Annotated in this window: 12 protein-coding genes and 1 riboswitch; of the genes, 10 read left to right on the top strand and 2 right to left on the bottom strand. The window is 70.8% G+C overall.

Annotated features, from left to right (window positions below; translation table 11 throughout):
- Window positions 1-96 precede the first annotated feature (96 nt).
- The 8 genes from tsf to OG413_RS01105 all read left to right on the top strand — a co-directional run bounded on the left by tsf (window position 97) and on the right by OG413_RS01105 (window position 8,967).
- Complete coding sequence (gene tsf, locus OG413_RS01140; RefSeq protein ID WP_266802415.1) at window positions 97-933, top strand: translation elongation factor Ts; 837 nt, start codon at window positions 97-99, stop codon at window positions 931-933.
- A 159-nt stretch (window positions 934-1,092) separates the two neighbouring features.
- Window positions 1,093-1,869 (top strand): UMP kinase, encoded by a 777-nt coding sequence (gene pyrH, locus OG413_RS01135; RefSeq protein WP_266802414.1) that lies wholly within the window; start codon window positions 1,093-1,095, stop codon window positions 1,867-1,869.
- 121 nt (window positions 1,870-1,990) lie between these two features.
- The gene (frr, locus tag OG413_RS01130) at window positions 1,991-2,548 is read left to right on the top strand and encodes a ribosome recycling factor (protein WP_073726823.1); all 558 of its coding nucleotides are present in this window, start codon (window positions 1,991-1,993) and stop codon (window positions 2,546-2,548) included.
- The gene (locus OG413_RS01125) at window positions 2,548-3,633 is read left to right on the top strand and encodes a phosphatidate cytidylyltransferase (protein WP_266802413.1); all 1,086 of its coding nucleotides are present in this window, start codon (window positions 2,548-2,550) and stop codon (window positions 3,631-3,633) included. The genes frr and OG413_RS01125 overlap by 1 nt, the downstream gene beginning before the upstream one ends.
- A gap of 132 nt (window positions 3,634-3,765) precedes the next feature.
- On the top strand, window positions 3,766-4,872 hold the full coding sequence (gene rlmN, locus OG413_RS01120) for a 23S rRNA (adenine(2503)-C(2))-methyltransferase RlmN (RefSeq protein WP_266802412.1): 1,107 nt from the start codon (window positions 3,766-3,768) through the stop codon (window positions 4,870-4,872).
- A 42-nt stretch (window positions 4,873-4,914) separates the two neighbouring features.
- Window positions 4,915-5,031, top strand: a riboswitch (TPP riboswitch).
- An 80-nt stretch (window positions 5,032-5,111) separates the two neighbouring features.
- Window positions 5,112-6,212, top strand: coding sequence for a thiamine ABC transporter substrate binding subunit (locus tag OG413_RS01115; protein WP_266802411.1), 1,101 nt, complete (start codon window positions 5,112-5,114; stop codon window positions 6,210-6,212).
- A gap of 92 nt (window positions 6,213-6,304) precedes the next feature.
- Window positions 6,305-7,918, top strand: coding sequence for an iron ABC transporter permease (locus OG413_RS01110; protein ID WP_266802410.1), 1,614 nt, complete (start codon window positions 6,305-6,307; stop codon window positions 7,916-7,918).
- A 23-nt stretch (window positions 7,919-7,941) separates the two neighbouring features.
- Window positions 7,942-8,967, top strand: coding sequence for an ABC transporter ATP-binding protein (locus OG413_RS01105; RefSeq protein WP_266802409.1), 1,026 nt, complete (start codon window positions 7,942-7,944; stop codon window positions 8,965-8,967).
- A gap of 29 nt (window positions 8,968-8,996) precedes the next feature.
- Here OG413_RS01105 and OG413_RS01100 read toward each other — a convergent pair whose 3' ends face one another.
- Both OG413_RS01100 and OG413_RS01095 read right to left on the bottom strand, forming a co-directional pair.
- Entirely contained in the window at window positions 8,997-9,665 is a 669-nt protein-coding gene (locus tag OG413_RS01100) for a response regulator transcription factor (protein WP_266802408.1), read from the bottom strand.
- Window positions 9,659-10,957 carry a sensor histidine kinase gene (locus OG413_RS01095; RefSeq protein ID WP_266802407.1) on the bottom strand — a complete coding sequence of 433 codons (1,299 nt, stop codon included), beginning with the start codon at window positions 10,955-10,957 and terminating at the stop codon, window positions 9,659-9,661. Before OG413_RS01095 ends, OG413_RS01100 begins: the two co-directional genes overlap by 7 nt.
- Before the next feature lie 292 nt (window positions 10,958-11,249).
- Between OG413_RS01095 and OG413_RS01090 the strand changes: the two genes are divergently transcribed.
- Entirely contained in the window at window positions 11,250-12,569 is a 1,320-nt protein-coding gene (locus OG413_RS01090) for a hypothetical protein (RefSeq protein WP_266802406.1), read from the top strand.
- Window positions 12,566-13,714, top strand: a complete 1,149-nt coding sequence (locus tag OG413_RS01085) for a glycosyltransferase family 4 protein (RefSeq protein WP_266802405.1) — start codon at window positions 12,566-12,568, stop codon at window positions 13,712-13,714. Before OG413_RS01090 ends, OG413_RS01085 begins: the two co-directional genes overlap by 4 nt.
- The last annotated feature ends 61 nt before the right edge of the window (window positions 13,715-13,775 follow it).

The following is a 13,775-nucleotide window of genomic DNA, read 5'->3' as shown; positions in this document are numbered from 1 at the left end:
CCGTCACGGCTGAAGACGGCGGGGACGGTGCCACAGGGCACCGCCCCCGCCGTTCACCCGTAGATCTTTCAGACTTCGAGAGAGAAATACAGACTCATGGCGAACTACACCGCCGCTGACGTCAAGAAGCTCCGTGAGCTCACCGGCGCCGGCATGATGGACTGCAAGAAGGCGCTCGACGAGGCCGATGGCAACGTCGACAAGGCCGTCGAGGCGCTCCGTATCAAGGGTCAGAAGGGCGTCGCCAAGCGCGAGGGCCGTTCTGCCGAGAACGGTGCCGTCGTCTCCCTCATCTCCGAGGACAAGACGTCCGGCGTCCTCCTTGAGCTGAAGTGCGAGACGGACTTCGTCGCCAAGGGCGACAAGTTCCAGGCCGTCGCCAACACGCTCGCCGCCCACGTCGCCGCGACGTCCCCGGCCGACATCGAGGCGCTGCTCGCCTCCGAGATCGAGCCCGGCAAGACCGTTCAGGCGTACGTCGACGAGGCCAACGCCAACCTCGGCGAGAAGATCGTGCTGGACCGCTTCGCGCAGTTCACCGGTTCGTACGTCTCCGTGTACATGCACCGCACCATGCCCGACCTGCCGCCGCAGATCGGTGTCCTGGTCGAGCTGGACAAGGCCGACGCCGTGCTGGCCAAGGGCATCGCGCAGCACATCGCCGCCTTCGCCCCGAAGTACCTGTCCCGCGAGGACGTCCCCGCCGAGATCGTCGAGGCCGAGCGCCGCGTCGCCGAGGAGACCACGCGCGCCGAGGGCAAGCCCGAGGCCGCGCTCCCGAAGATCGTCGAGGGTCGCGTCAACGGCTTCTTCAAGGAGGCCACCCTCCTCGGCCAGCCGTACGCGCTGGACGCCAAGAAGTCGGTTCAGAAGGTCCTGGACGAGGCCGGTGTCACCCTGAAGCGCTTCGCGCGCATCAAGGTCGGCATCTGAGTCCGTCCGCGAAAAACGGTGGACCCCGATAGGGTCTAGTGCAGTCGACGGCCGCACTCATGCCGGACGACCGCAGATCTGACGAGGAGGCCATTGCCGCTGAGGGACATCGGACCCACCGGCAATGGCCTTCTTCGTATGTGCACGAGGAGAATTTCCATGGACAAGGGCGCGGACGCCACTCAGGGTGACCACAAGCGCGACGACGGCAAGGTTTCCGGACGCTTCATGCTGAAGCTGTCCGGCGAGGCATTCGCCGGTGGCGGAGGTCTCGGTGTCGACCCCGATGTCGTGCATGCCATCGCCCGCGAGATCGCGGCCGTCGTGCGCGACGGCGCGGAGATCGCGATCGTCATCGGCGGCGGCAACTTCTTCCGTGGTGCCGAGCTCCAGCAGCGCGGCATGGACCGGGCCCGGTCCGACTACATGGGCATGCTCGGCACGGTCATGAACTGCCTCGCGCTCCAGGACTTCCTGGAGAAGGAAGGCATCGACTCGCGCGTCCAGACCGCCATCACCATGGGCCAGGTCGCCGAGCCGTACATCCCGCTCCGTGCCGTGCGGCACCTGGAGAAGGGGCGCGTCGTCATCTTCGGCGCCGGCATGGGGATGCCGTACTTCTCCACCGACACCACCGCCGCCCAGCGCGCCCTGGAGATCGACGCCGAGGCACTGCTGATGGGCAAGAACGGGGTCGACGGCGTCTATGACTCCGATCCCAAGACCAACCCCGGCGCGGTGAAGTTCGACGCGCTGGAGTACAGCGAGGTGCTCGCCCGCGATCTGAAGATCGCCGACGCCACCGCCATCACGCTCTGCCGTGACAACCAGCTCCCGATCCTCGTCTTCGAGCTGACCGCCGCGGGCAATATCGCCCGTGCCGTCAAGGGTGAGAAGATCGGCACGCTCGTGAGCGACGAGAGCACCCGGGCCTGACGGCCCCAAGGATGGACAACGGCCTGCCGGTCGGACACCGTGCAGGTGAGGACGCGACGCAGGACCCGCCGGGCCCGGCGATGACGATGCCGGGCCCACTCAAGACACGCAGGAGCACGTGGTGATCGAAGAAATCCTCCTCGAGGCCGAGGAGAAGATGGAGAAGGCCGTTGTCGTCGCGAAAGAGGACTTCGCCGCGATCCGCACCGGCCGCGCGCACCCGGCGATGTTCAACAAGATCGTCGCCGACTACTACGGCGCGCTGACCCCGATCAACCAGCTGGCCTCGTTCTCGGTTCCCGAACCGCGGATGGCCGTCGTGACGCCGTTCGACAAGACGGCGCTGCGCAACATCGAGCAGGCGATCCGCGACTCCGACCTCGGCGTCAACCCGAGCAACGACGGCAACATCATCCGGGTGACCTTCCCCGAGCTCACCCAGGACCGCCGCAAGGAGTACATCAAGGTCGCCAAGACCAAGGCCGAGGACTCCAAGATCTCGATCCGCTCCATCCGCCGCAAGGCCAAGGAGACGCTCGACAAGCTCGTCAAGGACAAGGAGTCCGGCGAGGACGAGGTGCGTCGCGCGGAGAAGGAGCTCGACGACACCACCGCGAAGTACGTCGCGCAGGTGGACGAGCTGCTCAAGCACAAGGAAGCCGAGCTGCTCGAAGTCTGATGAACGACTCTTCCTGGGGCGCCGCGCAGGGAGCCGGATACTGGAGCACGCCCGAGATGGGAGTTGCTCCGGCGGGTCCTGCCCACGATGTGCATGACGCCCAGCAGACTCGGCCCATGCCCAACGTGCCGGACGTTCCCGACGCAGGTAGAGACGCAGACGACCGCGACGACCGGAACAGGGATGCCGCTCACGTCAGCGGCCCCCTGTTCCGTGACGAGATGCCGCAGGAGCCCATGTCCACCCCGCTGCCGCCCCCGCCGCAGAAGAAGCGTGCGGGGCGTGATCTGCGCGCCGCCATAGGGGTGGGCGTGGGGCTCGGCGCCGTCATCGTCGCCTCGCTCTTCATCGTGAAGGCTGTTTTCGTCGGCGTGATCGTGCTCGCCGTCGTCGTCGGCCTCTGGGAGCTCACCTCCCGGCTGGAGGAGCGCAAGGGCATCAAGGCTCCCCTCGTGCCGCTCGCCGTCGGCGGGGCCGCCATGGTCGTCGCCGGCTATGCGCGTGGTGCGGAGGGTGCCTGGGTCGCCATGGCGCTGACCGCCCTCGCGGTGCTGGTCTGGCGGATGACGCAGCCGCCGGAGGGCTACCTCAAGGACGTCACCGCAGGGGTCTTCGCCGCGTTCTACGTACCGTTCCTGGCCACGTTCGTCGCGATGCTCCTGACGGCGGACGACGGGCCGCAGCGGGTCCTCACCTTCCTGCTGCTCACCGTGGTCAGCGACACCGGCGCGTACGCCGTGGGCTGGCGATTCGGCAAGCACAAGCTCGCACCACGTATCAGCCCCGGAAAGACCCGCGAGGGCCTGCTCGGGGCGGTCGCCTTCGCGATGGCCGCCGGTGCGCTGTGCATGGAGTTCCTGATCGACGGCGGTTCCTGGTGGCAGGGGCTGCTGCTGGGTCTCGCGGTCGCCGCCAGTGCCACCCTCGGTGACCTGGGCGAATCCATGATCAAGCGTGACCTGGGCATCAAGGACATGGGCACGCTGCTGCCCGGCCACGGCGGCATCATGGACCGGCTGGACTCGCTGCTGCCGACCGCGCCGGTGGTGTGGCTGCTGCTGGTGCTGTTCGTCGGATCAGGCTGAGCCACCGAGGTCCACCGGTCCGGCCGAGCTGACGCGTACAGATGCCGTCCGACCTGCGATTTCTACGAGTGAGGGTCCGTTGTCCACAGGGCGGCGGGCCCTCACCCGTCTGTCTGCGACACTGGATGAACCATGCCTAAGCCCGGAGAACTCACTTTCGTCGCGCCCCGCGGAGCCAAGAAGCCGCCGCGGCACCTCGCCGACCTCACGCCCGCAGAGCGCAAGGAAGCAGTCGCCGCGATCGGCGAGAAGCCGTTCCGCGCCCAGCAGCTCTCGCAGCACTACTTCGCGCGGTACGCGCACGACCCGGCGGAGTGGACCAACATTCCCGCCGCGTCGCGGGACAGGCTCGCCGAGGCGATGTTCCCCGATCTGATGACCGTGGTCCGGCACATCAGCTGCGACGACGACACCACCCGTAAGACGCTGTGGAAGCTGCACGACGGGACGCTCGTCGAGTCCGTTCTGATGCGCTATCCCGAGCGCGTGACGATGTGCATCTCCTCGCAGGCCGGCTGCGGGATGAACTGCCCGTTCTGCGCGACCGGGCAGGCCGGGCTCGACCGCAATCTGTCGACCGCCGAGATCGTGCACCAGATCGTGGACGGCATGCGGGCGCTGCGCGACGGCGATGTTCCGGGTGGCCCCGCCAGGCTCTCCAACATCGTCTTCATGGGCATGGGCGAGCCGCTGGCCAACTACAAGCGGGTCGTCGGCGCGATCCGTCGGCTGACCGACCCCGAGCCGGACGGCCTCGGGCTCTCGCAGCGCGGGATCACCGTCTCGACCGTGGGTCTGGTTCCGGCCATGCTGCGCTTCGCCGACGAGGGCTTCAAGTGCCGTCTCGCCGTGTCGCTGCACGCCCCGGACGACGAGCTGCGCGACACCCTCGTCCCGGTGAACACCCGCTGGAAGGTCCGCGAGGTGCTGGACGCCTCGTGGGAGTACGCCGAGAAGTCCGGCCGCCGCATCTCCATCGAGTACGCGCTGATCCGTGACATCAACGACCAGGCATGGCGGGGTGACCTGCTCGGCCGGCTTCTCAAGGGCAAGCGGGTGCACGTCAACCTGATCCCGCTGAACCCGACGCCCGGCTCCAAGTGGACCGCCTCGCGGCCCGAGGACGAGAAGGCCTTCGTCGAGGCCATCGCCGCCCATGGCGTACCGGTGACCGTGCGTGACACCCGGGGTCAGGAGATCGACGGGGCCTGCGGGCAGCTGGCCGCCTCCGAGCGCTGAGGCCGGAAAACGCCCGTGTAGCCTGGGACCGAAATCAACTTCATATTCCGACAGGGGAGCGCCACAGCGCTGAGAGTGCGGCACCAAGGACAGGTTGGCCGCAGACCCTCTGAACCTCGCCCGGGTCATTCCGGGTAGGAAGTTCGGTCATTACTCAAGCTGTTGCGCCCTGCCCGCTTCCGGTTCGTTCCGGCGCGGGCAGGGCCGCGTCTCTTCCTGGTCACTCCAGGAGGAATCACATGAACACCACCACGAAGTACGCGGCGACGGCTCTCGCCGCGGCCCTCGGCGTCACCGCGCTCGCGGGCTGCGGCAGTTCCGACGACGCGGGCGCGGGGTCCGGTGGTACGAAGAGTTCCGGCTCCAGGACCGTGACCCTGGTCAGCCACGACTCCTTCAACGCCTCCGACTCCGTGCTCAAGGAGTTCACCAAGGAGTCCGGCTACACGGTCGAGGTGCTGAAGAGCGGCGACGCCGGTGCCGCGCTCAACCAGGAGATTTTGACCAAGGGCTCTCCGCGTGGCGATGTCTTCTTCGGCGTCGACAACACCCTGCTCTCCCGCGCCCTCGACAACGGCCTGTTCACGCCGTACGAGGCGAAGGGCCTGGACCGGGTCGCGGCCGACACCCGGCTGGACGACAAGCACCGGGTCACACCGGTCGACACCGGCGACATCTGCGTCAACTACGACAAGAAGTACTTCGCCGACAAGAAGCTCGCGCCGCCGCGGTCCTTCGACGACCTGCTGAAGCCCGCGTACAAGAACCTCCTCGTCACCGAGAACGCCGCGACCTCCTCACCCGGCCTCGGCTTCCTCCTCGGAACCATCGCCTCCCACGGCGAGGACGGCTACCAGGACTACTGGAAGAAGCTGAAGAACAACGGGGTCAAGGTCGTCGACGGCTGGGAGCAGGCGTACAACGAGGAGTTCTCCGGCTCCGCGGGCGGAAAGAAGACCAAGGCGGACCGGCCGCTCGTCGTCTCCTACGCCTCCAGCCCGCCGGTCGAGGTGCTGTACGCGAAGCCGCAGCCGGCCGAGGCACCGACCGGCGTCGCCGCCGGGACCTGCTTCCGGCAGATCGAGTTCGCCGGGCTGCTGACCGGGGCGAAGAACGAGGCGGGCGGCAAGGCGCTGCTGGACTTCCTGATCAGCAAGACGTTCCAGGAGGACATGCCGCTGAACATGTTCGTGAACCCGGTGGCGAAGGACGCGAAGCTTCCGGAGCTCTTCACGAAGTTCGGCGCGACCGCCGACAAGCCGGCCACCCTGGCGCCGGAGAAGATCGCCGAGAACCGTGAGCAGTGGGTCCAGTCGTGGCACTCGCTCGTCGTGAAGTAGCCAAGTCGGCCGGGGCCGGGTCCTCGGAGGTTCGGCAGAGCGGTGGAGGGCCCCGCGGAGCCCGTCGCGGGAACGCGGTGCGGCTCGGTCTGATGGCCGTGCCCGTCGCGTTCTTCGCGGTGTTCTTCGCCTACCCCGTGGCCGCGATCGTCGGCCGCGGGCTGAAGGCCGGGGGCACTTGGCAGTTCGGCCGGATCGGCGAGGTGCTGGCCCGGCCGGACATCCTGGACGTCCTCTGGTTCACCACCTGGCAGGCATTCGCCTCGACCGCGCTCACCCTGCTCATCGCACTGCCCGGCGCCTATGTGTTCGCCCGCTTCGACTTCCCCGGAAAGCAACTGCTGCGGGCGGTCGTCACGGTGCCGTTCGTCCTGCCGACCGTGGTCGTCGGTACGGCGTTCCTGGCACTGCTGGGACGCGGCGGATTCCTGGACGAACTGTGGGGCGTCCGGCTCGACACCACCGTGTGGGCGATCCTGCTGGCCCATGTCTTCTTCAACTACGCGGTGGTCGTGCGGACCGTCGGAGGGCTCTGGTCGCAGCTCGACCCGCGGCAGGAGGAGGCCGCGCGGGTGCTCGGAGCCGGACGGTTCGCCGCCTGGCGGCGGGTGACGCTGCCCGCGCTGGCGCCCGCCGTCGCAGCCGCCGCGCTGATGGTCTTCCTGTTCACCTTCACCTCCTTCGGCGTCGTACAGATCCTCGGTGGTCCCGCCTACTCCACCCTGGAGGTGGAGATCTACCGGCAGACCGCGCAACTGCTCGATCTGCCGACGGCCGCCGTGCTGACCCTGGTGCAGTTCGCGGCGGTCGGCGCGATCCTCGGCGTGCACGCCTGGACGGTGCGGCGCCGCGAGACCGCGCTGAAGCTCGTCGACCCCGCGCAGACCGCCCGCCGTCCGCACGGCGCCGGACAGCGGGCGCTGCTCGGCGGGGTACTGCTGACCGTCCTGCTGCTGATCCTGCTCCCGCTCGGAGTGCTGGTGGAGCGCTCGTTCGACGGGCCCGGCGGCTACGGCTTCGGCTACTACCGGGCGCTCCAGTCCGCCGGGGCGAGCGGCTCCACCTTCCTGGTCGCCCCGCTCGAGGCGATCGGGAACTCCCTTCAGTACGCGCTCGTCGCGACCGCCATCGCCCTGGTCGTCGGAGGGCTGGCCGCGGCGGCGCTGACCCGGCGGGCGGGGCGGCTGGTGCGAGGCTTCGACGCGTTGCTGATGCTGCCGCTCGGGGTGTCCGCCGTCACCGTCGGCTTCGGATTCCTGATCACCCTGGACAAGCCACCGCTCGACCTGCGGACCTCCTGGATCCTGGTGCCGCTGGCCCAGGCGCTGGTGGGCGTCCCCTTCGTCGTACGGACCATGCTGCCGGTGCTGCGTGCGGTGGACGGACGGCTGCGCGAGGCGGCGGCTGTGCTCGGTGCCTCTCCGCTGCGGGCCTGGCGCGAGGTCGATCTGCCCCTGGTGCGCAGGGCTGTGCTGGTCGCGGCGGGCTTCGCCTTCGCGGTGTCGCTCGGCGAATTCGGGGCGACCGTGTTCATCGCGCGGCCCGACAACCCGACGCTGCCGGTCGCCGTGGCGCGGCTGCTGGGGCGGTCCGGAGAACTGAACTACGGGCAGGCGATGGCCCTCAGCACCATTCTGATGCTCGTGTGCGCGGTGTCGCTGCTGCTCCTCGAACGCATCCGCACCGATCGATCCGGGGAGTTCTGAGTGATGGCTGGGGAGTTCTGCGCATGCTGAGGCTGGAAGCCGCCACGGTCCGGTTCGGGAAGAGGGCCGCCCTGGACGCCGTGGATCTGGAGGTCGCCGACCACGAGATCGTGTGTGTGCTCGGGCCGAGCGGCAGCGGGAAGTCCACCCTGCTGCGGGTCGTCGCCGGGTTGCAGGCGATGGACGGCGGCAGGGTGCTGCTGGACGGGGCCGACCAGGCGGGGGTACCCGTGCACCGGCGCGGGCTCGGGCTGATGTTCCAGGACCACCAGCTGTTCCCGCACCGGGACGTCGGCGCCAATGTGGGCTTCGGGCTGCGGATGCATGGGTCCGGTCGCGCCGAGACGGACCGCGAGGTGGGGGAACTCCTTGATCTGGTGGGCCTGCCCGGCGCGGAGCGGCGTGCGGTCGCCGCACTGTCCGGCGGTGAGCAGCAGCGCGTCGCCCTCGCCCGCGCGCTCGCCCCGCGCCCGAAGCTGCTGATGCTGGACGAGCCGCTGGGCCAGTTGGACCGCAGTCTGCGCGAACGCCTCGTCGTCGAACTGCGCACGCTGTTCGGCCGCTTGGGCACGACGGTGCTGGCCGTCACCCATGACCAGGGCGAGGCTTTCGCGCTCGCCGACCGGGTCGTCGTCATGCGGGACGGCCGGATCGCCCAGGTGGGTACGCCGTTGGAGGTCTGGCAGCGGCCCGCCTCCGCGTTCGTCGCCCGGTTCCTGGGCTTCGACAACGTGGTGGACGCGACGGTGACCGGCACGGCCGCCGACACGGCGTGGGGCAAGGTGCCGGTGCCCGAGGGGTCGCCCCAGGGCCGGTGTGACCTGCTGGTCCGTCCCGCCGGGGTACGGATAGTCGTGCCGGAGGACGGGTTGCGCTGCACGGTCGGGGTGCGGACGTTCCGGGGGAACCATGTCGCGGTGCGGCTGCGGCCCGACAACGGACCGGAGCTGGAGGCGGAGTGCGCGCTGCGGGACACCCCGCCGGAGGGCGCGGTCGTGGGCGTCGGTTTCGACGCGGCGGAGACGGTGGTCCTGGCCCGGGCGGGGTGACGGGCTGATGCCCTGCGGCAGGGGCGGCGTCACGCGGGGCCCGTACCGGCGACGACCAGGCCCAGTTCGTAAGCCAGGATCACCGCCTGTGCCCGGTCCCGCAGTTCCATCTTCGTGAACAGCCGGTTGATATGGGTCTTGACCGTGTGGTCCGTGATGGTGAGCCGGTCGGCGATGTCCCTGTTCGACAGACCCTGCGCGATCAGGACGAGCACTTCGGCCTCGCGGGCCGTGAGGCCATCGACGTCGCGGACCGGGGGAGCGCTGACCCGCTGCCGGGTGAACTCCGCGATCAGCCGTCCGGTGATCTCGGGGGCGAGCAACGCATGCCCGTCGGCCACCACCCGTACCGCATGGAGCAGTTCGGGGAAGGTCGCGTCCTTCAGCAGGAAGCCGCTCGCCCCCGCGGCCAGTGCGTCGTACACATACTCGTCCAGGCCGAATGTCGTCAGCATCAGCGCTCTGGTGGCACCTTCCGAGGCGGCGACGATCTCACGGGCCGCCTCGATGCCGTTCAGCCGGGGCATGCGGATGTCCAGCAGCACCAGATCGGGCCGGTGTTCGGCGGCGCCCCGGACGGCCTGCTCCCCGTCCTCGGCCTCGCCCACCACCTCGATGTCCTCCTGCGTGCTCAGCAGATTGGAGAAGGCGGTCCGTACGACCGCCTGGTCGTCGGCCACCAGCACTCGGATCACCACGGCAGTTCCGCCTCCACGAGAAAGCCACCGGCCGGACCCCGGCCGGTGGTGAACCGGCCGCCGAGCAGGGCGGCCCGCTCGCCCATGCCCACCAAACCATGGCCGTGGCCTCCTTTGTCGCTGCCTCCGTTGCCGCCGTCGGCCGTGGCCGGGACGGGGCCCGGTCCGTTGTCACTGACCCGGACCGTCAGCAGGCCCGGCCGGTAGCCGATCTCCACGACCGCGTGGGCCCCCGGCGCGTGACGGCGGGCGTTCGTCAGGGCTTCCTGCGCGATCCGGTACGCCGACAGCTCCCAGGAGGCGGGCAGCGGTATCGCCTCGCCGCTGATGTGCAGTTCGGCCGTTTCACCCACCGCGCGGTGCTGTTCCAGCAGCTCGCCGATGCCGGCCAGCGACGGCTGCGGCGCGGTCAGCGCGGCGGTCGCCTTTTCCGTCCGCAGCACTCCCAGCAGCCTGCGCAGCTCCGTCATCGAGGACCGGGCCGTCCCGGCGATCTGCTGAAAGGCGTCGCGGGCCTGCGGGGAGAGATCCGGCGTCGTGTACGTCGCGCTCTCGGCCTGCACCGCGATCATCGAGACCGAGTGGGCGACCATGTCATGCAACTCCCGGGCGATGGCAGCCCGTTCCGCCTCGGCCGCCTGGCGCCGCTCCATCGCCAGCAGCCGGGACTGGGCGGCGGCCCGCTCGTGCCGTGTCTCCTCGCGGGCCCGGACCGCGTCCCCCATGCTGACCGCCCCCAGGATCGCCACCGTCAGCGCCATCGTCTCGGCGTACAGCCCGAGGCTGAAGCGATCGCTGCCCTGGAGCGCGGGCAGCCCCGGGGAGCCGGCCCGCGCCCAGCGGTCGATGTGGACGAGATTGACGGTGAGCGAGGCCAGCGCCCCGCCGAGCACGAGCAGCGCCGGATGCTGCACACGGTGCCGCCCCAGGGTGTAGCAGCCGATCAGCGCACCGGCCACCGTCGCGTACGCCATGTTGCCGTCGGTCGCGAAACTGAGCAGCGCCGCACCGACCGTCAGGAGGCCGACAGCGGGCCGGGAACCGCGCCACATCAGCGACGCCGTGCAGACCAGCACGCCGAAGGAGGTGATGGCCGAGCCCGGCACGACGGCCAGCTCCCCCAGCGCGAAGAGAGTCAGAGCGGCTCCGGTCAGCCAGGGGTACGCGGGCGCCGCCGACCAGCGGCGCACCCGCTGCCGAACCCGGTCCCGGGCACGCTGCCGTACCCGCGGGGAAGGGGCGCGGGCCGTGGGCGGACGCGGGGCCGGGGCGGCGGGGGTCGTGCGGCTCATACGGTGATTCTTCGGCACCACCGGATGAAGACGCATCGGAGCACGGGTGGAAATCCCCGCTCCGTCTCATGCCACGGGTTGAGTCCGAAGACCGGATGGTGGTGTGACGCCCGGTGAGCAGGCCGTTCCTAGCCTCGGATTCATGGGCGCAGCAGCATTCTTCACGGGGGTTGACCAGGGCCGGTCCGGTGCACGGAGCCGTGTTCGGCCGCGGAGCCATGTCCGTAGCCAGAACCATGTCCGGAGGCAGAGCCATGTCCGTACGCGGCGTTGGGGACGTGCCGGGATCGGGGTGTGCGCCCGTCCCGGGTGGTGGACGTTCTGTGCCGTCGCGGCCCTGGGGCTCGCGGCCTTCTCCACGCTCACCCCCCACCGCGTCTGGGGAGTGACGAGCGCGGCCGGGTACCTGACCGCGGCCTGGTTGCGCGCCCGCGGACGCGGCGTCCGGACGGTCGGCGCGGTGGCCGCGACCGGCTCCGCGGTCCTGCCGTTGCTGGTGCTTCTCGTCCTGGGCCGCGCACAGTTGGAGGTCGAGGTCGTCGCTCGCTCGGCGGGTCTCCTGCTGTCGGAGGGCACCCCGTACAGTGCGCTGCCCACGGCGGTGGGGGACTTCAACCCGTACCTCCCCGGCATGGCGGTCTTCGGTCTGCCGCAAGCGCTGTTCGGGGCGTCACCGGCCACCGATCCCCGACTGTGGATGGGCGCCGCCTTCATCGGCGCGTTCGCGCTCGCCCTCCCTGCGGGGCGGGGGCGGTGGCCGTACGTGGGATGGCTCGCCGCCTGTCCGCTGGTCGCCCTGCCGCTCGCCGTCGGGGGTGTCGACCTGCCCGTCGCGGGGCTGATGTGTCTCGGGCTCGCGCAGGCGGGGCGGGGCAGGGCCGGGCGGGCCGGGCTGGTGCTCGGCCTGGCCGCCGCCCTCAAATGGACGGCCTGGCCCGCCCTGCCCGTCGCCGTGGTGCTCCTGGCGGTGATGCGCCGGGAACCGGGTGCGCACCGGGAACCCGTCATGCGCCCGGCAGGCGCCACGCGGCGGATACCCGTCACGCGCCAGGAACCCGTTGCGCGGCGGGCACCGGGAGCGGGGCCGTTCGCCGCTCTTCGGTGCGGGGCCGTCGCGGTGGTCACCGCCGTCGCGCTCGTCCTTCCGGCGGCCCTCCGCGATCCCGGCGCCTTCCAGACCCATGTCGTCGCCTTCCCGCTCGGCCTCACCGACGCGGTGTCCGCCGCGGCCAGCCCGCTGCCGGGCCATCTGCTCGCCACCTACGTGCCGGGCGGCCGGACGCTCGCCGTCCTGCTGCTCGCGGCGAGCGCCCTGCTGGTGTGCGTCTCCCTGCTCGTACGCCCTCCGAGGACAGCGCCCGCCGCCGCGCTGCGGCTCGCGCTCGGGCTGCTCCTGGCCATCGCGTTCATGCCCGCCACCCGCTTCGGGTACCTCGTGCACCCGCTGGTCCTCGCCGCGTGGGCGGCCGCTCGCACCGCGCCCCTCCGCGCCACGTTCCCGCACACGGCGCCCCTCCGCGCCACCGCCATGCCCCTCCGCACCACTGCCATGCGCCCCGGCACCACCACCGACGCGCCGCTCCGCCGGACCGTACGAAAGGCCCTCCGTTGACCCGCCGCCGCACCCTCGTCGTCACCAACGACTTCCCGCCGCGCCAGGGCGGCATAGAGACCTTCGTCCATGCCATGACCAGCCGCTTTCCCGCCGAATCCGTTGTCGTCCACACATCCGCCGAACCTGGCTCCGCCGCCCACGACGCGGCCCTCCCGTACCCGGTGATCCGCGATCCGGCCCGGATGCTGCTGCCCACTGCCCGCGTCGCCGCCCGGTCCGTCGAGCTCGCCCGCAGCCACGGCTGCGACAGCGTGTGGTTCGGGGCAGCCGCCCCGCTCGGCCTGATGGCGGACCGGCTGCGCCGCGAGGCCGGGGTGCGGCGGGCCGTCGCCACCACCCACGGCCATGAGGTGTGGTGGGCCCGCACGCCGGGCGCCCGCTCCCTGCTGCGCCTGATCGGGGCCCGCACCGATGCCCTGACCTACCTCGGCGCGGCCACCCGGGCACCGATCGCCGCCGCGCTCGGCCCCGCCGCCGCCCGCCGGATGGTGCGCCTCGCGCCGGGCGTCGACCCCGAGGCGTTCCGGGTACGGCAGGGGGAGCGGCACGGCCCCGGCAGCGTCCGGGAACGCTACGGGCTGGGCGACCGGCCCGTGATCCTGTGCGCCGCCAGGCTCGTCCCGCGCAAGGGCCAGGACACGCTGATCCGTGCCCTGCCCGCCGTGCGGAGGGCGGTTCCCGGTGCCGTACTCCTGCTGACCGGAGACGGACCGTACGCGCGCACCCTGCACCGACTGGCGGGGTCCCTCGGGGTCGGGGACGCCGTGATCATGGCGGGCGGGCAGCCCCATGCGGCGATGCCGGACCACTACGCGGCCGCCGACGTCTTCGCGATGCCCTGCCGTACGCGCCGCCGCGGACTGGAGGTCGAGGGCCTCGGCATCGTCTTCCTGGAAGCGGCCGCCGCCGGGTTGCCCGTTCTCGTCGGGGATTCGGGCGGTGCGTCGGACACCGTGCGCGACGGGGAGACGGGGCATCTCGTCGACGGCGGGGACGTCCCTGCCGTGGCCGCACGGCTCGTCGGTCTGCTGCGGGACCGCGAGGCCGCGACGGCGATGGGGGAGAAGGGGCGGGCCTGGGTGCGCGAGGACTGGGGGTGGGACCAGGCATACGACACGCTCGCGGCGCTTCTTCATCCGTAACCACCGGCGACCGAGTGTGATTGAACGTGATCACCTCGGACATCTATAACCGCTCCAACCT

It is taken from the genome of Streptomyces sp. NBC_01433 (genome assembly GCF_026340105.1).
Classification (GTDB): Bacteria; Actinomycetota; Actinomycetes; order Streptomycetales; family Streptomycetaceae; genus Streptomyces.
This window is presented reverse-complemented; position numbering and strand designations above follow the sequence as displayed.

What these genes read in the sequence shown, in the direction of transcription:
- tsf (WP_266802415.1), top strand. Translation starts at nt 97, where the DNA reads ATGGCGAACTACACCGCCGCTGACGTCAAGAAGCTCCGTGAGCTCACC.
- pyrH (WP_266802414.1), top strand. Translation starts at nt 1,093, where the DNA reads ATGGACAAGGGCGCGGACGCCACTCAGGGTGACCACAAGCGCGACGAC.
- OG413_RS01125 (WP_266802413.1), top strand. Translation starts at nt 2,548, where the DNA reads ATGAACGACTCTTCCTGGGGCGCCGCGCAGGGAGCCGGATACTGGAGC.
- rlmN (WP_266802412.1), top strand. Translation starts at nt 3,766, where the DNA reads ATGCCTAAGCCCGGAGAACTCACTTTCGTCGCGCCCCGCGGAGCCAAG.
- OG413_RS01115 (WP_266802411.1), top strand. Translation starts at nt 5,112, where the DNA reads ATGAACACCACCACGAAGTACGCGGCGACGGCTCTCGCCGCGGCCCTC.
- OG413_RS01110 (WP_266802410.1), top strand. Translation starts at nt 6,305, where the DNA reads ATGGCCGTGCCCGTCGCGTTCTTCGCGGTGTTCTTCGCCTACCCCGTG.
- OG413_RS01105 (WP_266802409.1), top strand. Translation starts at nt 7,942, where the DNA reads ATGCTGAGGCTGGAAGCCGCCACGGTCCGGTTCGGGAAGAGGGCCGCC.
- OG413_RS01095 (WP_266802407.1), bottom strand. Translation starts at nt 10,957, where the DNA reads ATGAGCCGCACGACCCCCGCCGCCCCGGCCCCGCGTCCGCCCACGGCC.